General features: G+C 40.1%; 18 protein-coding genes. 7 read left to right on the forward strand and 11 right to left on the reverse strand.

Features of this window, described 5'->3' with window-relative positions:
- Positions 1 to 101 precede the first annotated feature (101 nt).
- The 3 genes from mnmD to mazG are packed head-to-tail and all read right to left on the reverse strand — an operon-like array spanning position 102 to position 2,069.
- Positions 102 to 788 carry a tRNA (5-methylaminomethyl-2-thiouridine)(34)-methyltransferase MnmD gene (gene mnmD / locus R8N23_RS00700; RefSeq protein WP_318169635.1) on the reverse strand — a complete coding sequence of 229 codons (687 nt, stop codon included), beginning with the start codon at positions 786 to 788 and terminating at the stop codon, positions 102 to 104.
- Positions 781 to 1,269, reverse strand: a complete 489-nt coding sequence (gene ispF / locus R8N23_RS00705) for a 2-C-methyl-D-erythritol 2,4-cyclodiphosphate synthase (protein WP_318169636.1) — start codon at positions 1,267 to 1,269, stop codon at positions 781 to 783. The genes mnmD and ispF overlap by 8 nt, the downstream gene beginning before the upstream one ends.
- The gene (gene mazG / locus R8N23_RS00710) at positions 1,266 to 2,069 is read right to left on the reverse strand and encodes a nucleoside triphosphate pyrophosphohydrolase (RefSeq protein ID WP_318169637.1); all 804 of its coding nucleotides are present in this window, start codon (positions 2,067 to 2,069) and stop codon (positions 1,266 to 1,268) included. Before mazG ends, ispF begins: the two co-directional genes overlap by 4 nt.
- A gap of 84 nt (positions 2,070 to 2,153) precedes the next feature.
- Between mazG and R8N23_RS00715 the strand changes: the two genes are divergently transcribed.
- Together R8N23_RS00715 and glmM are read left to right on the forward strand one after the other, a co-directional pair.
- Entirely contained in the window at positions 2,154 to 2,381 is a 228-nt protein-coding gene (locus R8N23_RS00715) for a hypothetical protein (protein ID WP_318169638.1), read from the forward strand.
- A gap of 144 nt (positions 2,382 to 2,525) precedes the next feature.
- Positions 2,526 to 3,923, forward strand: coding sequence for a phosphoglucosamine mutase (glmM, locus tag R8N23_RS00720; RefSeq protein ID WP_318169639.1), 1,398 nt, complete (start codon positions 2,526 to 2,528; stop codon positions 3,921 to 3,923).
- 47 nt (positions 3,924 to 3,970) lie between these two features.
- Here the strand turns inward: glmM and R8N23_RS00725 are convergent, their stop codons facing one another.
- The 3 genes from R8N23_RS00725 to R8N23_RS00735 all read right to left on the reverse strand — a co-directional run bounded on the left by R8N23_RS00725 (position 3,971) and on the right by R8N23_RS00735 (position 8,131).
- Positions 3,971 to 4,699: a dienelactone hydrolase family protein gene (locus tag R8N23_RS00725; protein ID WP_318169640.1), complete on the reverse strand. Its 729-nt coding sequence runs from the start codon at positions 4,697 to 4,699 to the stop codon at positions 3,971 to 3,973.
- Positions 4,700 to 4,711: 12 nt separating this feature from the next.
- Positions 4,712 to 5,596, reverse strand: coding sequence for a hypothetical protein (locus tag R8N23_RS00730; protein ID WP_318169641.1), 885 nt, complete (start codon positions 5,594 to 5,596; stop codon positions 4,712 to 4,714).
- A gap of 126 nt (positions 5,597 to 5,722) precedes the next feature.
- The gene (locus R8N23_RS00735) at positions 5,723 to 8,131 is read right to left on the reverse strand and encodes a TonB-dependent receptor (RefSeq protein WP_318169642.1); all 2,409 of its coding nucleotides are present in this window, start codon (positions 8,129 to 8,131) and stop codon (positions 5,723 to 5,725) included.
- A gap of 235 nt (positions 8,132 to 8,366) precedes the next feature.
- Here R8N23_RS00735 and R8N23_RS00740 point away from each other — a divergent pair, with 235 nt between their 5' ends.
- Together R8N23_RS00740 and R8N23_RS00745 are read left to right on the forward strand one after the other, a co-directional pair.
- Positions 8,367 to 9,431: a sensor histidine kinase gene (locus R8N23_RS00740; RefSeq protein WP_318169643.1), complete on the forward strand. Its 1,065-nt coding sequence runs from the start codon at positions 8,367 to 8,369 to the stop codon at positions 9,429 to 9,431.
- Positions 9,412 to 10,173, forward strand: a complete 762-nt coding sequence (locus R8N23_RS00745) for a LytTR family DNA-binding domain-containing protein (protein WP_318169644.1) — start codon at positions 9,412 to 9,414, stop codon at positions 10,171 to 10,173. The genes R8N23_RS00740 and R8N23_RS00745 overlap by 20 nt, the downstream gene beginning before the upstream one ends.
- Positions 10,174 to 10,197: 24 nt before the next feature.
- On the opposite strand, the gene R8N23_RS00750 is transcribed toward R8N23_RS00745, so the two are convergent.
- Both R8N23_RS00750 and R8N23_RS00755 read right to left on the reverse strand, forming a co-directional pair.
- Positions 10,198 to 12,000 (reverse strand): YHYH protein, encoded by a 1,803-nt coding sequence (locus tag R8N23_RS00750; protein ID WP_318169645.1) that lies wholly within the window; start codon positions 11,998 to 12,000, stop codon positions 10,198 to 10,200.
- Positions 11,997 to 12,479 carry a DUF6702 family protein gene (locus R8N23_RS00755; protein ID WP_318169646.1) on the reverse strand — a complete coding sequence of 161 codons (483 nt, stop codon included), beginning with the start codon at positions 12,477 to 12,479 and terminating at the stop codon, positions 11,997 to 11,999. Before R8N23_RS00755 ends, R8N23_RS00750 begins: the two co-directional genes overlap by 4 nt.
- 464 nt (positions 12,480 to 12,943) lie before the next feature.
- Here R8N23_RS00755 and R8N23_RS00760 point away from each other — a divergent pair, with 464 nt between their 5' ends.
- The 3 genes from R8N23_RS00760 to R8N23_RS00770 all read left to right on the forward strand — a co-directional run bounded on the left by R8N23_RS00760 (position 12,944) and on the right by R8N23_RS00770 (position 16,600).
- Positions 12,944 to 15,067, forward strand: coding sequence for a nitrite/sulfite reductase (locus R8N23_RS00760; protein ID WP_318169647.1), 2,124 nt, complete (start codon positions 12,944 to 12,946; stop codon positions 15,065 to 15,067).
- 159 nt (positions 15,068 to 15,226) lie between these two features.
- Entirely contained in the window at positions 15,227 to 15,997 is a 771-nt protein-coding gene (gene cobA / locus R8N23_RS00765) for a uroporphyrinogen-III C-methyltransferase (protein WP_318169648.1), read from the forward strand.
- A 12-nt stretch (positions 15,998 to 16,009) separates the two neighbouring features.
- Complete coding sequence (locus tag R8N23_RS00770) at positions 16,010 to 16,600, forward strand: bifunctional precorrin-2 dehydrogenase/sirohydrochlorin ferrochelatase (protein WP_318169649.1); 591 nt, start codon at positions 16,010 to 16,012, stop codon at positions 16,598 to 16,600.
- A gap of 25 nt (positions 16,601 to 16,625) precedes the next feature.
- On the opposite strand, the gene R8N23_RS00775 is transcribed toward R8N23_RS00770, so the two are convergent.
- From R8N23_RS00775 to R8N23_RS00785, 3 genes are all read right to left on the reverse strand, one after another.
- Positions 16,626 to 16,922 carry a type II toxin-antitoxin system RelE/ParE family toxin gene (locus R8N23_RS00775; protein ID WP_318169650.1) on the reverse strand — a complete coding sequence of 99 codons (297 nt, stop codon included), beginning with the start codon at positions 16,920 to 16,922 and terminating at the stop codon, positions 16,626 to 16,628.
- Positions 16,907 to 17,134, reverse strand: a complete 228-nt coding sequence (locus R8N23_RS00780; protein ID WP_318169651.1) for a hypothetical protein — start codon at positions 17,132 to 17,134, stop codon at positions 16,907 to 16,909. The genes R8N23_RS00775 and R8N23_RS00780 overlap by 16 nt, the downstream gene beginning before the upstream one ends.
- 179 nt (positions 17,135 to 17,313) lie before the next feature.
- Positions 17,314 to 17,937, reverse strand: coding sequence for a hypothetical protein (locus R8N23_RS00785; protein WP_318169652.1), 624 nt, complete (start codon positions 17,935 to 17,937; stop codon positions 17,314 to 17,316).
- Between the last annotated feature and the right edge of the window lie 135 nt (positions 17,938 to 18,072).

Below are 18,072 nucleotides of genomic sequence, written 5' to 3' on the forward strand. Positions count from 1 at the left end.
ATCTGGCTAATCCCTTTAAGCGGTTGGTGTAAGCAAATATAAAAAAACCCTCTTCTTGTAAAACGAATCCCTCATTTTGTTAATCGAATTTCGACGAGTAATTAATTCGGTTGGAGCTTAGTTCCTCTCGTCATTTCCTTTTTTCCAGGAGGGCCTTCCAATTCTTCAGTCACAAATCCAACGGCCTTCAAATCTCGTTTGAACTGTCCTTGTGCACAGTAGGTCACGAAAACTCCACCCGTTTTTAATAGGTCATACATTTTTCTTAACACCTCCTGAGACCACATTTCTGGTTGTTTGGACGGTGCAAACGCATCGAAATAGATCAAATCAAAAGACTCAGCTGAAGGGTTGAATTCATTAATGTCCGTTTGGATTTTCGTCAAATCAAACTCATCTGTAATCTGACACTCTTTTTCCCACTCAGCACTATGAATTCCCTCAAAAATTCTTTTTGATTCGCCAGACTCCTTTTTCTCTTTATAGTTCAGTTGATCAATCAGACTCGCCTCTAAAGGAAATTTCTCAATAGAGGTGAATTTAATTTTTAGCTGTCTTGCTGCTAATGCTGTGAGCCAAGCATTGAGACCCGTTCCAAAACCAATTTCCAGAATTTTGATCTCTTTTTGATCCGGGTGAGTTTCGCTAAAGTGATCTACCCCCATTTTCAAAAAAACATACTCGGATTCCGTAATGGCTCCATGAGTCGAATGATAGGTTTCATTCATCTCCGGAATAAGCAGAGATGATGAACCGTCCCTGGTTTCAATAACTTTGATGTCAGGCATTTTTATAGATTAAAACCACCGCATGTGCCGATACCCCTTCCTCCTTGCCTACAAATCCCAACTTCTCTGTTGTAGTTGCTTTGATTGAGACATCATTTTCATCGATTTCCATAACTTTGGCTAATACCTCTTTCATTTCTGGGATGTGTGGATTGATTTTAGGCCTTTGTAAACAGATCGTGCAATCGATGTTGCCTACTTCGTAGTTGGCATCACGAATCAGTTTCATTACATCAGCCAACAATATTTTGCTGTCTATGCCTTTGTATTTAGGATCAGTATCTGCAAAATGATAGCCAATGTCTCGCATGTTGGCAGCACCAAGTAACGCATCACAGATCACATGAATCAATACATCTGCATCAGAATGCCCTACTGCTCCATGGGTATGAGGCACTTCTATTCCACCCAACCAGAAAGGATGCCCTTCAGCCAATTGGTGTACATCGTATCCGTAGCCTACTCTTATATTTGGTTTCATTTGATTGTCTTTGCTTTTTCCCAGTATTCGTCCATTTCTGACAAGGTCATTTCACCCATCGTTTTGCCATCCTTTTTGCTTTCAGATTCCAGGTATTGGAATCGTTTGATAAATTTTTTGTTGGTTCGCTCAAGCGCCTCTTCTGGATCAATATTTACGAACCTTGAATAATTGACCAATGAAAAGAGTAAATCACCAAATTCATCTCTGGCTTTTTCTTGATCATCTTTTTCAACTTCAGCCTTAAACTCGTCTAATTCTTCGTGAACTTTATCCCAAACTTGATTCTGGTTATCCCAATCAAATCCGACCCCTCTGGCTTTTTCTTGAATTCTCATGGCTTTCACCATAGCTGGAAGTGATTTCGGCACACCTCCCAACACAGAAACGTTTCCTTTTTCCTTTAGCTTCAGCTTCTCCCAGTTTTCCTTGACTTGCTTTTCGTCTTTGGCCTCTACATCTCCATAAATATGTGGATGACGATGAATCAATTTATCACAAATGCCATTGAGCACATCTGCCACATCAAATTCGTTAGTTTCTGAAGCAATTCTTGAATAGAATACCATGTGCAGCATGATATCTCCAATTTCTTTTTTTACCTCCTGCAAATCATTCTCAAGAATGGCATCAGACAGTTCATAAGTCTCCTCAATGGTCAGGTGTCGAATGGACTCCAAAGTTTGCTTCATGTCCCATGGGCAATTCTCTCTTAGCTCATCCATGACAGTTAAGAGTCTGTCAAATGCAGCCAATTTGGCTGGACGATTATGGTCTGGCTTACTTTTTGAAGAGGACATGGAAAGTGATCTTTGTCATTAAAGTGGAACTTTTGACAAAGCTATTGGCTTTAATGTATAAATTTGCATTCAACTTTTGAAAATATGACTACTATATTATTAGGCATTGGATTTGTAGCGATTTTCTTCATTTTTATGAGCGTCAGGCTTATTTTTTTAAAGAATGGAGAATTTAAAGGCACATGTGCTTCACAAAACCCTTATCTAAATAAAGAAGGAGAAGCTTGTGGTTACTGTGGAAAAACAGTGGCTGTTGGGGATGCTTGTGGTAATCCCGACAATGAAGTAGACAAGGTCATGAGTAAATTTTAATCTGTCGAGAACACGACAACCAGCATTTCTAAAGAGTAATTTTAAAAACGTAATAACGGGAGCTTAGGCAAAAATTCAAAAGGCATTTTTGAATCTGAAAGGTTTGTCTACTTTTGCGCACCCTAAAACTTATACATCAAATAGATGACTTTAATTAAATCAATTTCTGGGATCAGAGGCACCATAGGTGGAAAAGAAGGAGAGTCCCTTACTCCAAATGATGTAGTAAAATATACTGCAGCATTCGGACACTGGGCGAAGGAGAATTCTGGAATCAATAAAGTAGTAATAGGTAGAGATGCTCGTCCTTCGGGAGAGCTCATCACCAAAATTGCTGCTGGCACACTACAAGGGCTAGGCATAGATGTAGTTGACCTTGGTCTTTCTACCACGCCTACTGTAGAAATGGCCGTACCTGCTGAAAATGCTGGTGGAGGTATCATCATCACCGCCAGTCACAATCCCAACGGTTGGAACGCACTGAAGCTTTTGAATGCCAAAGGAGAATTTATTTCCGCCGCAGAAGGAGAGAAAATATTGGAATTAGCTGATTCTGGTGAAATAGAATTTGCGCTATCTAAAGACCTGGGCAAATACGAACAGAACGACACCTATATCGACTATCATATTGATAAAATTCTTGAATTGGATTTGGTGGATGTGGAAGCGATCAAGAACCGAAAGTTTAAAATTGGTGTGGATGCTGTCAACTCAACAGGTGGCATTGCCATCCCTAAGTTGCTAGATAAACTTGGGGTGACCGATTACAAAATATTTTTTGGTGAGCCCAATGGATTGTTTCCTCACAATCCAGAACCGTTACCTGAAAATATTACTCATATCTGCAATGAAGTAGAAGGAGGACATTTGGATTTAGGAATTGTAGTGGATCCAGATGTAGATCGTTTAGCATTTGTTGGAGACAATGGCGAGCCCTACGGTGAAGAATACACCTTAGTTACTATTGCGGACTATGTGGTAAAAAACAAACCAGGCAACACAGTATCAAACATGTCTTCTACTCGAGCGCTTCGCGATGTAACTGAAAGAGCAGGGGGTTCTTATGAAGCTTCTGCCGTAGGTGAAGTGAACGTTGTTAATAAAATGAAAGAGACTAATGCCATCATAGGTGGTGAGGGCAATGGAGGAGTTATTCTTCCAGAACTTCACTATGGACGAGATGCTTTGGTTGGAATTGCATTATTCTTAACACACCTTGCCAAATTTGGAAAATCTGCTTCTTTATTGAGAGGCATGTATCCAAACTACCATATCTCTAAAAACAAGATCGACTTGACTCCGGAGATTGATGTAGATATGGTGCTCGAAGAAGTGAAAAACAAATACGCCAAACAACCTATCAATACAGAAGACGGGGTGAAAATAGAATTTGACAAAGAATGGGTGCATTTGAGAAAATCAAATACAGAGCCCATCATTAGAATCTATGCGGAGTCAGATTCAAGAAATACTGCTGATGCCATGGCTAAGAAATTGATCATGGACATCAAAGAGATTGTAACTGAGAAGGTGGAAGACTAACTCCTACTTTTTCATTAAAATTATTTGAGCCCCAGTTGGGGCTTTTTTTATGCGCGAGCAAAAATTTCCTCAAAGAAATTAACCATAGTTTGCCAGGCTCTGCGATTGGAGGCCTCTTGATAAAACATACCATTTTCGGGAAACTTGGCTGCTGGATTAGTGAATGCGTGCCCCGTATGTCCAAAGGCCAGTATTTGCCAATCGGCTTTTCTCATCGTCAATTCATTTCCAAGGGCGACCGTGCTATCAGGCTTAGCCAATGGGTCATCCCAACCATGTAAAACAAGCACAGAAGCCTTAATATCTCCTTTGTGATCTAGTGCCGGTTGATCATAAATACCGTGAAAGCTGACCACACCGCCTATGTCTGCACCGGATCGAGCCAGGTCCAACATGCATTTTCCTCCAAAACAAAACCCTATGCCCCCACAATTTGAAGAATCAACTTGTGGGTGATTTTTTAAAGTTTCAAAAGCCAATAAAATATTATTAAGCAGTAGTCCGCGATCATCTAAAAATGGTTGCATTAATGCATCTGCAGCTTCAGGAGTACTCGCTCGATTTCCAGCACCATACATATCTAATGCAAAGCCAACATATCCCAATGCTGCCAAATCCTTAGCCTTACCAACTTCAAAATCTGATTGCCCTTTGAACGTATGGGACACCAATATACCAGGCTTCTTTCCTTCAATCGCATCATCCCAACACATAAACCCTTCAAAACTGTTTCCATTTTTCGGGTCCTGATAGATGATTTTCTGAGTTTGGATCATAAACATTTTGATTTAATCATGAGTGATTTTTTTGCCTACTTTGTCACGGATTTTATAGAATTCATACTGCAATTCTGTTCCCGTCTTTTTATCGAACCTAAAGGTATTCGACTTCGAATCATAAATCACCTCAAAATACTGCTCTTCGAGCTCACCAGACATAATATGTGTACTACGTATCTCAGAGTCCCTCAACGACAGTTTGCTGGCGTAATCAATAGGCATAGGTAAAATGATGTAATCTTCCAGATACAAATCATGATCCTCGCCATACATTTCTATGACTATTCGATCTTTGGTCTTTTGAAATTGTGTTCGATACAAATACACCCAGCCCATGACATCATTCCCATCAGGTACTTTCTCATCGTAGTTACGCGAGTTGTAATAGGTCGCAACTGTCAGGATTTCCCTCCACTTATATTTGAAACCAGAAGAGGATATATAAGCCATGGACTCCTCGTCATCACTAACGAAAGATTTAAGAATTTCTAGCCTTTCCATTCTCTGGCTTTTGGATTCGGTAACACCAAAAACTTTTTCAATCCTACCCTCCTTCTCCATGTACAAGCTTTGATTATTCCCCGTTCCTTCAAATAAGGAAAGGTTTCCAATCAAGGCTCTTTTGAGAATCAAATAATTGCCTCTACCATCTTCTTCAGGGTTGGGTTTGATAAAGTAGGTGCGCTCTTTCATACCCTCACTATAACCATATACTTCTGCGCAGGGATATTCATGGAATTCCTTAGTCTCCTCATGTTTGATTTCTACTCTGTCATCTAAAATTGAAAGTCTGGTGTAGGGAATTCGCTGGCCGGTTTTTAGTACCAGACTATCCTGCGCAATTCCAGAGGAACATATAGTCAGCGATATAATAAATAAACAGAATAGTCTCATGCAAAAGAGGGAACAATTAGAATTATGTCTTCAAATATATAAAAGGACAGTTGTTCAATTTCCCTACTCTCTATAAAGCATAAAAAAACCCCGATAAATCGGGGTTCCAATCCATAAACCTAGTGATCAAAACTGTATCCTGTATAAGATGTCCGGGAAGAATCCAATCTGTTCTACCACATTGATCTCATCTTTTACCTCATTATATCTTCTTTCAAATTCATTCTTCCTGTTTGTTACATTTTGTAGATCAATGAAGAATTGATGAGATACATTCTTATTTGCACTATTTATTCGCACCCCAAATTTTACATCCCAACGGAAATAATTGCCATATCGCATGGAATAGGCTTCGTTTTCATATCGAATCTCCTCTCCCGCATTATTTCGTGTGCCGTCCAGGTCTATAGGTGTATAGGGTTTGCCTCCGGATGTAGTGAGTTTGGTGTCAAATGTCCAAGCGTTTTTATTGCCTTTTCCAAATTTCCATTCTCTACCAAATAGTACATTATATACGAAGTGGTTGTTGAAGGCTGTGTTTCTTTCGATACCATCGCTGCCCTCATACTTGGAATCAAAAACCGACGTGGTCATCAACAAGTAGTAGTTGTTACTGAAGAACTTCTCTAGGGTAATCTCTGCACCATAATTTCGGCCAGTTCCTTCATTGACCAACGAGCCTTTTTCTTCATAAACAAAATCGGCTCCTTCGTTTAAGATAGAATAACTACTTGGTACTTGCTCCACGGGCACATTGTACACATGCTGATAGTACGTTTCCGCCTTCAGCCTCCAGCTTGGCCCCAAGTTTCTATCATAACCTAGCACCACATGGTGACTTTTCGTAAAGTCTAATTGGTCATTGGTCATTTCATAAACGCCCGGGCTTACTTCCTCTTCGTAGAACAAAATAGGACTCGGAACAGCTTGAGCATGTAGACCATAAGCCAGGCTCAAACGCTGCACGGGATCAAACTGCCAGCTAATAGCTGCTCTCGGCTCTAGCATAGTCGATCCAGTATACCCATGATACTGACTATGAAAACCCGCCGTCACGCTTAGTTCATCTGTGATGTTGTATTCCGCCTGTGCAAAACCCTGTGAAACGGTATATTGATCTTTGAAGTCTCTGATCAAAACAAATTCATCAGGAATTCCATCTCCGTTGTCATCTGGGATTCCTGCCTGATTGTCACGATTCTCGGCAAAGAAATTAGCATCATACAATTCCGCAACTACTCCCGCTCTCAGTGACCAACTCGCATTAAACTTCTTATTAAACGTAGAACTCAGCGTGTATCTATTTTCTGTGTTTTTGACATTGGTTGCTCTATAAATTTGAATAGTGTTTCCATCCGAATCTCTGATCAAATTATCTTGCTCATATTTACCGTAGGTAGTCGACGCGCCTAAAATGGTTTTGATATAAGTGGTTTTGTTCAACCTCAGTAAATGTGACAGACCGATAACACCTAGAGAATTGTCGACATAAGCATCTTCATTGGGATTGGCAAACAGATCCGTTTCGTCTATTTCATCTCCAAAGAAATCGATGCTACTCGTACCTCCCAAACCAAACAGCTCAAACCGGCCAATTTTAGTATCTCCAAGGTTAGCCTTGAAAGAGAAGTCATGATAAATGGGAACTGCACTCGTACCTGGAGCAGCAAAACGTGCTATTCCATATCTATAGGAAGCTACAAAGGAGGAGTTGTTCTCTCTATTGATAGGCCCTTCCGCCATAAATTCCAGTCCTGAGAAGGCAGATAATTGTCCTGTGAATTCATATTTATCGATATTCCCATTTCTGAAATTAACGTCAAAAACAGCTGCATTGGCGTTACCATACTCGGCAGGAAAAGCACCGGTCATAAAATCAGAGTTCCTCAACAAGTTAGTATTCAATGCACTCACCGGTCCACCGGTAGAGCCTAAAGTATTGTAGTGATTAACAGTAGCCACAGGCAAACCTTCTATTCGCCATAGCAACCCACTGGGGGAGTTGCCCCGCACCACGATATCATTTCTGGAATCGTCGGGGGCACTCACTCCAGCGAACGACGCTGCCATCCTTGCTACATCATTTCTGCCCCCCGAGAATCGAGTGACCTCTTCCAAACTAAAAGTCCTGGCACTTACCTTAGCCAGTTCATTGATGGGTAAATCCTTGTTGGCATCAGCCGTGATCACAACTTCTTCCATCTTCTCGACGGATTCTTCCAATTTAATTTGTAGCACTACTTCTTTTCCGGTAGTAACCAATACATTGGGAATCGTTTGATTTTTGTATCCCAGATATTGCACCATCAATGTTTGTCTTCCAACGGGCACATTTTCTAATTTGAAGTAGCCATCCATATCGGCTACCGTTCCTAAATAGGGATCAGACCCAATCAGTCCAATCGTTGCTCCAAATAGTGGATAGTCAGCTTGAGCATCGAGTATTTGCCCTTTTACTGTTTGAGTCTGTGCTTTGGCTTTTAGGCTCATTAAGGCTACCAATAGACCAAAGGCTATGATCAGTTTTTTATTCATGGTTTCTGTTTTGAATTTTTAATACAGACTCGAAATTAGGCTTGGGGTTTGCGTTTAGAGGACTCCAATTGACTGAATTGGGAAATTATCATGATGAATCGGGCAAAAGCGCGGATGAACTTACGCGAAATCAAGGAAGACCTCACCTGCCATCCGTACGGTTTCAGTCCTGCAATTTCCTGCTTCACCTCTATAGATAGTCCAAAATGGCACAAAACCTAATATTATTGCAACCATGAAATGGCCAAATGAAAAAATGACCAGATGGGTTGGGATTCCAATAGTGGGATTCATCATGTCCTTTATTGTGAAGGATCATGAGCATGAGCACAACAGTCTGATAGAAAATATAATGATCTCAATGGTCTTTACCGGTGTACTTTGGAATGGTGCCGTACTGATCATTTTTCAACTGAGAAAAAAGTTTCCTGACCTACCACAAACCGGGAACCGACTAGTAGTGACTTACCTTGTTGTTACCCTATTTATGATTATTTGTCCCAACCTGATTCGGCTGAGTTTGGGGATTGTTGAGTTTTCCGAGCTGGATGATATTAAGAATATATTCATGAATTCAGAAATCAATATGGTAGCTGCATTCATGGTATCATCAGTTTATGAGGGCGCTTACTTTTTCGGGAAGTGGAGAGAGTCTTTTGCCTTTGCAGAGCAATTGAAAAACCAACAAATAAGAACTCAATTTGAAGTCCTACAAAATCAAATGAGCCCCCATTTCCTTTTCAATAGTCTGAATACACTTACAACACTTATTGCAGAAGATCAAAAGGTAGCCATTGACTTTACGCAAACCTTATCAGAAGTATATCGCTATATTCTTCAAAACAAAGAAAGAGAACTGGTAAAACTTAAAGAAGAATTGGCTTTTTCGAAGGCATATGTTTATCTCCTGCAAATGCGGTATCCAGAAAACCTTGAAGTCAATTTTTCGATTGGCGACGTGTTTAATGAACGCTATATTGCGCCACTCACGCTTCAAATGCTCATTGAAAATGCGATCAAACACAATATAATTTCTAAAACGGAGCCACTGCAGATTGACATCTATGTAGATAAGAGAGATGTTTTGGTGGTCAAAAACAATCTGCAGTTGAAAAAGACCTTGGAAAAATCGACCAAAACTGGTCTGGCTAATATCCGCAAACGCTACGAATTTTTGGGACAACGTGAAATAGACGTAATCACTTCTCAAAGCAATTACATGGTCGCTGTACCTTTGATCGAAATGTTGACAGAACTGGAGTTTACCAAATCATCTACCTATGACCGTATTAATCATTGAAGACGAGGCTCCTGCGTTTCGTAGATTGCAAAAGTTACTCGAAGAAATAGACAACTCTATACAAATTGTCGAAGTTTTTGATGGCGTGAAAGAGGCCGTCAAATGGTTGAATCATCATCAATGTCCTGACCTCCTATTTATGGATATTCAATTGAGTGATGGCCTGAGTTTTGAAATATTTGAGCAAACCGAAATAAGCAAGCCAGTCATCTTTACCACAGCCTTTGATGAATATATGCTCAAAGCATTTAAGGTCAATAGTATTGACTACTTACTCAAGCCTATCAACAAGGATGACTTGCAACGGAGTATGGATAAATACCGAAACCTGAAATCTCAATTTGCCAATACAGACACGCCTTCCATTCAAGAACTAATCAAAAACATCCGTCTAGATGATCGTAAGTTTAAATCAAGGTTTTTGGTAAAAATGGGAGAGAAAATGATGTCGGTAGAAACAGAAGACATTCTCTGCTTCTTTGCCCATTCCGGACTGGTTTATCTACAAACCAAGGGAGGAAAGAAATATCTCATGGATCAAACCTTAGATGATATCAGTAAAGAGCTCGACCCAGAAAAGTACTACCGTGCCAATCGGCAATATATTTTGAATTATTGTGCCATTGAAGCGGTCCACAAATTTGGGAAAAGCAAGCTTCTTGTTGAAACCACTTTTGAGCACGAAGAACAAATTATCGTCAGCAGCGAAAAAGCCACTGCGTTTAAGCAGTGGCTCGGTTAACTTTTTCTCAAAAAGCTTATTTAATTATTTTCCGATTTTCCAGGCATCATCAGGCGTTCCGACAAAACAATTTGGAGTAACTGGGAAGTCGGCTGTGATTACATAGTAGTAGGTGCCATTCGGATACTCCGGCGTAATACCTGTTCTACCATTACACTCATCCAAATCACCTAGACCGTCCACAAATTCAAAATCTTGAATGTAAGTGCCATCATGAGTACCATCAGGGTAATCTTCTCCGGCTACTCCAGTGCCTGTTCTAGACCCAGACTTCAATTGATAACTAGATTTCAATTCTTTGATCGCAGAAGATGGATCATTTTCATCAGTATAGCCATATTTATAATAAATTGGGAATCCGTCTGCTGCAAAACCATAAATCAAGGAATGCCTGGATCCGTCTTCTACATCTGCCAGCGCCACTATGTCTCCGTGATAATGATAGTTTCCAGCTGAAGTAACGTGGGCACCATAAGCATCCAAATCCGTTTGGTTTTCCTTATATACTGCAGCCTGCCATTCCCAGTTTTCTTCTCCCGTATCCGGATGTTCCCAAGGTTTCAATCCCATAGGGTGAAATTCTACTCCATTGACTGCTGAGCCAAACTTCCAGAAATTATCATTAGATGGCGTGGGTCCGCCCGTTTCATTATACACATAGGTTACACTAGCCGCCTTTTCAGGCGTCAAATCAAAGTTTCGGATGATCTCAATGGCTGTGGGAGTACCATTCGGGAAGTTTTCGACCGCATGACTTGGATATTGATTAGCAGAAATCGTTCTTATATCACCGCTGATTGAAAAACACACTTCGCTGACGGAGGTACTGCTATAAGTACATGAGGTTGTAGATCCTTCTTCAGCATCATACTGATGGTCGTAAACGTGAGAGCCAGTATAGGGTACCAATTTGAAATAATAGGATTTATCCGTCTCAAGTAATGTCACACCCAACGCTGATATAGCTGTTCCATTATAAACCAATTGCTGACCTACTCCATTGTACGATGTACTACCATCCAGATCTTCCCCGTTGGTCAAATTGGTAAAGTTATCTTCAGTATTCATCAAAATGACGTATCCGTCAGCCCCTTCTATGGCTGTCCACGAACTAATAGTCAAACTATTTCCATCTTGATTGGAGAAAGTGAAAACATCAGTACTTGTATTAGACGCTGAGACTGTCACCGTAAAAGAATCAGAAGCTTTCTGACCACTTGGGTCTATAGCTGATACGTTTATATTAGTAGTTCCCGCAGCTACTTCTGTAATTGTAAGCGTTGTGCCTGATACGCTAACCGTAACGACCGACTGATCGCTACTCGAGGCAACGTAGGTTAGAGCATCACCGTCTGCATCACTAAAAACATTTGCAAGTTCTACAGTCGCGGCACTGAAACCCACCGACAAATTTTGATCTGAAATTTCATTAGCTACAACCGGTGTACTATTTGCTCCAATGGTCAAAGTAAAGCTGTCTGAAACACTGGCGCCATTCGAATCTGTGGCTGTCACGGTAATAGTAGCACTTCCATCCGCTTGTTCAATGAGGGTCAACTTCTGAGTAGAAATTTCCACCAGTACTACCGTCTCATCACCACTCGATGCGGTAAGAACAATGGCATCTCCATCTTCGTCACTAAAAACATCTGATAATGAAATTTCATAGATCTCAAAACCCGAAGCCAATGAAAGGTCATCAATGGCAGATGCAACGATTGGATTACTGTTCGAATCACCCAACTCGTCTTCTGTACAGGCCCACATAAAGGTAAGTAGCAGCAACGCCGTAAGTATTGTTTTTAATTGCATGTTAAACTTTCTCATAACTCATATTTTATTATTGTTGAAATCCTATCCTTGTTTAGCCGAAAGGATCTCTTCTTTTCGTGAAAACTAGCTTTAATAATGTTCGTTTGGCTTTCTATAGTTTCTAATAGAATGGTGTTCTCAACTTTTATTTCAGAGATAATCTGATGCGGTATATCCAATTGAGCCTGAATGACTATGACATCTTCCAAAAAGGAGAACTCTCTATATTCAATTGATGCCTTGGTGCCATTGATTGCCAAGTTCATATTTTCATTCATGTATTGAGATAAAGCACAATTCCAATCCTCTTTGGTACGACCGACCTGCGTGCCTACAGCTTTGATCAAATTGGCTCTATCCAATCTAATTTCCATGAAATAGGTCTGATCCTTTTCGAACAAATCGAACAGCCCAAAATTCAACTCATGAGCCATAGCGCTCCTTTGTAGGATAAGTAAGCCGAGCAGAAGGAATATTGATTTTTTCAATTTCATAAGAGAAACTAATGCTTTAACAGGGATAGGACGAGGAGATAAGGTTAAACCCTACTTTAAGTACTTCACTGATTTTCGGGGTGCAGTCATAAATGGATTTATGCTTTCCGCAATAATTCTCACGTTCTGTTGTGATTTTGTTAAAATATTAACCCGCATGTTATCTTTTTGCCAAAAACAGGCGTTGAAACAAATTTCCCTTCTATCTTTGAACCCTGAATTATTAAACTCCGTTGAAGGAATCACATCCTGAAAGGACGAAATGAAGAAAACAACATTAAATAATATCTCAATAATGAACATCTGTTGGATGTGTTGTTGCTGTATGCTTTCATATAGCGGGAGATATACATTTAATGAATTATTGAAGACGAGAAGTTAATCAACATAACAATAAGACATTAAAAAGCCTCTCCCGAGAAATCAGGAGAGGCTTTTTTATTGGACTAAAATCAGAATATACCATGCAAAGTTTTAGATCAGAACTTGAAAATCTAGACAACCCAGTCGTCCAAAAAGACATCATTGCCCTGGCTGACAAAATTCAAATTTTCCGCGAAGGAAAAATTGACCCGGACAAATTCCGAAGCCTCCGTTTGGCCCGTGGAGTGTACGGTCAGCGCCAGCCTGGTAATCAGATGGTGAGGATCAAAATACCATTCGGAAAAATGAGTGTGAAGCAACTGAAAAGAATTGCGGACATTTCCAATGAATTTGGCGGGGGCAATCTACATGCGACTACAAGACAAGATATTCAGATTCACTATGTGAGCCTAGACCGTACGCCTGAGCTCTGGGCAAAGTTGGAGCAGGACGATATCACTTTGCGTGAAGCATGTGGAAACACATTAAGAAATGTAACCGCTTCACCTGTAGCTGGCATCGACAAGGACGAGCCGTTTGATGTCTCGCCTTATGCACATGCTCTTTTCAAATACTTTTTGAGAAACCCTGTTTGTCAGGAAATGGGACGAAAGTTCAAAATCTCATTTTCATCAAGTGAAAAAGATACGGGTATCTCTTTCATTCACGACATTGGATTTATTCCAAAAGTGAAAAACGAAGGGGGTAAAGATATTAGAGGATTCAAAGTAATGATTGGTGGTGGTTTAGGCGCACAGCCCGTGCCTGCTCAAAAAGCTTACGACTTCTTGCCTGAAGATCAAATGATCCCATTCGCAGAAGCCTTACTTAGAGTATTCGATCGCTATGGTGAAAGAAAAAGAAGAATGAAAGCTCGTTTCAAATTCTTGATTACTGAAATCGGAATTGACGAGGTAATGCGATTGGTAGAGGAAGAAAGAAAAGCTTTGAGTACACAATCGTACGTAGTGAAGAATCTTTTGGGGCAACCCAAACTTCCAGAGAAGTTGGTCTTTTCGGACAAATCCATCAACGATCAGGAAAAATACGAAGCCTGGAGAGCTACCAACGTTTGGGAGCAAAAGCAGGAAGGATTCTTTGCGGTTTCCATCAAATTGCCAAACGGCGATATGAACTGGAAAAAAGCGCATGCCTTTGGTGATGTGGTTTTGAAGTATGCCGCGGATGACATTCGTGTAACTGTAAACCAAGGCTACATCCTACGATTTGTAAAAGAAGAAAGCCTGAAGTCGCTTTATGCGGAATTGGAAGCTTTGAACATGGCTGATCCTGGGTTCAACAGTACCGCAGATATCATCGCTTGTGCTGGTACTGATACTTGTAACTTGGGTATTTCAAATAGTACTAGAGTTGCACTTGAATTAGAAAATGTAATCGAAAAGGAATATCCAGAGTTGATCAAGAACAATGACCTCCACATCAAAATCAGTGGATGTCCTAACTCTTGTGGTCAACATGCCATCGCTTCGATTGGATTTCATGGCTCTTCATTAAGAAACAAGGTGAATAAGAAAACCATCCCTGCTGTACAAGTTTTGCTTGGTGGTGGATTAGGTAGCAATGGCGACGGTTTCATCGCAGAGAAAGTAATCAAGGTACCTAGCAAGCGTACACCGGATGTACTTCGTGTGTTGTTCAACGACTACGAGGAAAATGGCAACGAAGGCGAGTACTATTACGACTACTTCAGAAGACAAGGCAAAGATTACTTCTATCAATTGTTGAAGTTCTTGGCTGACCTAGAAACGCTCAAGCCTACCGATTATATCGATTGGGGTAAAGAAGAGCAATTTGAAGTAGAGACAGAAGTAGGAGAATGTGCGGGTGTAATTATTGACTTGTTCTCTACTCTGATGCACGATGCGGAAGAAAAATTTGTGTGGGCTCAAGAAGCCTTCGAAGGTGGAAGCATCGCTGATTCTATTTACCATACGTACAATGTATTTATCAATGCAGCCAAAGCGTTGTTGATCGACAAAGGCATCACGGTAAATAATCAGGTGAGTGTTATGAATTCGTTTGAAGAAGAATTTGGGCAGGACTTTAAGAGCCTTACAGGTGGTACTTTCAAAGATTTCGTTTTGAAAATCAATCAAAACGAACCTACGGAAGCATTCGCTACGGCTTATAGAGAAGACGCTGCTAAATTCTTAGAAAGAGTAAAAGAAGTTCAAAAAGATCTGTTGGTGGAAGAGCCAGCTTGATAAGAAATAAGAACAAAAAACTAAAGTCGTCATTGCGATGAACGAGGCACGAGCGAAGAAGCAATCTTGATACAGCGACGCAAAATTGAGATCACTTCAGTCGTATCTCCTTCGTGATGACGGAAAGTTTTTTGAGTAGAAATACTAAAACAATTAAAAATGAAAAATCTAAAAGCTCCTAAATTAACCTTGGTGGGTGCAGGTCCGGGCGATCCGGATTTGATCACCCTCAAAGGCATCAAAGCTTTGAAAGCAGCCGACGTAGTATTGTACGACGCCTTGGCCAACGAAGAGCTTTTAGATTTTTGTTCAGCAGATACCAAAAAGGTATTTGTAGGTAAGCGAGCTGGTCTGCACCACTACCAACAGCATGTCATCAATCAGATGATTGTAGATCATGCCATAAAATATGGTCACGTAGTGAGACTGAAAGGTGGTGATCCTTATGTGTTTGGTAGAGGACACGAGGAGTTAGAATACGCTGAGAAGCATGGATTAGTAGTCGATTTGGTACCGGGCGTGACCAGCGCTATTTCCGTACCTGCATTGAATCAAATTCCATTAACCAGAAGAGGTATCAACGAAAGCTTTTGGGTAATGACGGGTACCACGAGAAGTGGTCAGTTATCCTCAGACATTGAGCATGCAGCTAAATCAAGCGCCACCAGCGTCATCCTGATGGGCGTAAAAAAACTGCCAGAGATTCTAGCTATTTATTCGGCTAGCGGCAAGAGTGAAACACCAGCAGCTATCATACAAAATGGCTCTAGACCTGATGAGAAAATTGTGATTGGAAATGTCAGCAACCTACAAGAGTTGGCATTAAAAAATAATATCGGCTCTCCGGCTATTATAGTCATCGGAGAAACTGTAGCTTTAGGTAAAGAAAAACTAAACAGCACCCTGGATAAAATAGTTTTATCCAAATAAACACCCAAAACCATGAAATCGCTCAAAAACGGTAATAATCTATTCCCAGTTTTCTTCAAACTGGAGCAATTGCAGCTACTTATTGTTGGCGGTGGTCACGTGGGATTAGAAAAACTCACTGCTGTACTGACCAACAGTCCCGCAACCAACATCAAATTGGTAGCCAAAGAAATCAGTGAAGAGGTTCGTGAATTTGTAAAAGATCACCCCAATGTAAAACTGATCGAAAGAGAGTTCAGACCTTATGATCTCGAAGAGATCGAATTGGTGATTGTAGGGATCGACGACACGCGAACCAGCGAATTGATCAGAGACATGGCCAAAGTACGTGGCCTCTTAGTGAACGTAGCAGACAAACCGGAGCTATGTGACTTCTACTTAGGATCTGTGGTGAAAAAAGGAGACTTGAAAATCGCCATCTCTACGAATGGCAAATCACCTACTGTAGCCAAGCGTATCAAAGAATATTTAAACGAATCCATCCCGGAATCGATCGACGAAGTGCTCCAAAACATGAGCAAAATCCGCGAAAAACTTCACGGCAACTTCGACTTCAAAGTACGCACGCTGAATAGCATTACCAAGGATTGGTTGAAGAAGTAGAATAGATAGATTTCAGACTTAATGCTTAGCCTAGTTTGAGTTCATCAGGGTCTTGACGGCTGTCCCAGATGGTTAGGATTTCGATCGCTTTATCAGTGATTTCATAAAACAGTAAATAGTCCCTAACGATTTTGATTCTTACGCCTTTTACATCTGAAAGTCTTCCGATTTTAGGAAATTTAGAGAGTTGATTAGCTGCTTGAACAAACAGCGCATTGAGTTTGCGACTATAGTCTACACTTGAGTTTCGTTCAATCCAATAATTCAAAATTGTTTTCCGCTTTTGTTGGGCCAGCGGAGACCAAATTATTTGGAGAGCCATTCTTCAATTTCGCTATCAGCAATATCAGAAGGGATACCCTCGTTGTTGGCAATTTGCTTTCTCGCTTGATCAATTTCCTCTTTCTGTTCTTCTGTGGTATGATAAACTACCTCATCTATATCCACCTCAAGCAATCTATTGATCTCATCAATGACATTTTGGTCCTCAATGGATTTGATACGATCAATAAGCTTTGATTTAATTGATGCCATATTCAAATATACAGGAAAACTGTTTGAATAAATATTACATAGCTTCACCCCCTTTTTCAACTTCAAAGTCCGTCCGCTGAATAGCAATTCTAAGGATTGGTTGAAGAAGCGATTATCTGTATGTTTAGCTAAATTACGTCTTATTGCAGTTTACGTTTTGTTGGTGGTAGTTTTACCATTCAGATTTTATTTAAAGTCATAAATTCTTCGAAATTAATTTCATGAGTTGATCTCTTTTCCCTAAGCCAAACAATTATATCATCCTTTTCAGTTTCAAGCGTATGTTTGTTGGATTTGTCCGCTGTTTTAAGTTGTTGTTCCTTTTCTTCCAACTCACCAATTTTTTGATCCAATTGAGTTAAATAGTTCTGAATATCGTTGCTGAATAAGTATTTTGAATGCCTATATGCAATTCGAAATAATTCAAGATTAACTTTTTCAGAATCTCCTGAATAATTCTTATCAATATCCGTTAAAATAATTCTTACATCTTCAATAATTTTCATGCGCTTTTCAAACAAATCCAAGCGAACTCTATATCTCTGAGTTAAATATTGTTTACCTGCTATATAAATTGTTATTAATGCAATTAAAGGTGTTAGAAATGCTGAAAAATTATCTATCCAATTCTTTTCTCTCTTCAATTCAACTTTAACTGGATCGAGATCTACTGATCTTTTGGTTGACTCTACAAAATCTTGGATAGACTGAGAGTTATTCTTTGCTGATATTGTATCATTACTTTCTGCATATACAAGATTCGCTATGTTAAATGCAAGAAAAAAAAATAATTTGAATTTCATCATTTGTATGGAATGCATATTACCATCAACAAACATATTAATATTTCTCAAACTGCGGCGGGAAGGCTCTGCTGGAAACCTTGGAGAGTAAGATAAAGAATGTAGAGAAATAGGGCAAGGAAAGCTGAGTTAAAG

Source organism: Reichenbachiella sp., assembly GCF_033344935.1.
Taxonomy (GTDB): domain Bacteria; phylum Bacteroidota; class Bacteroidia; order Cytophagales; family Cyclobacteriaceae; genus Reichenbachiella.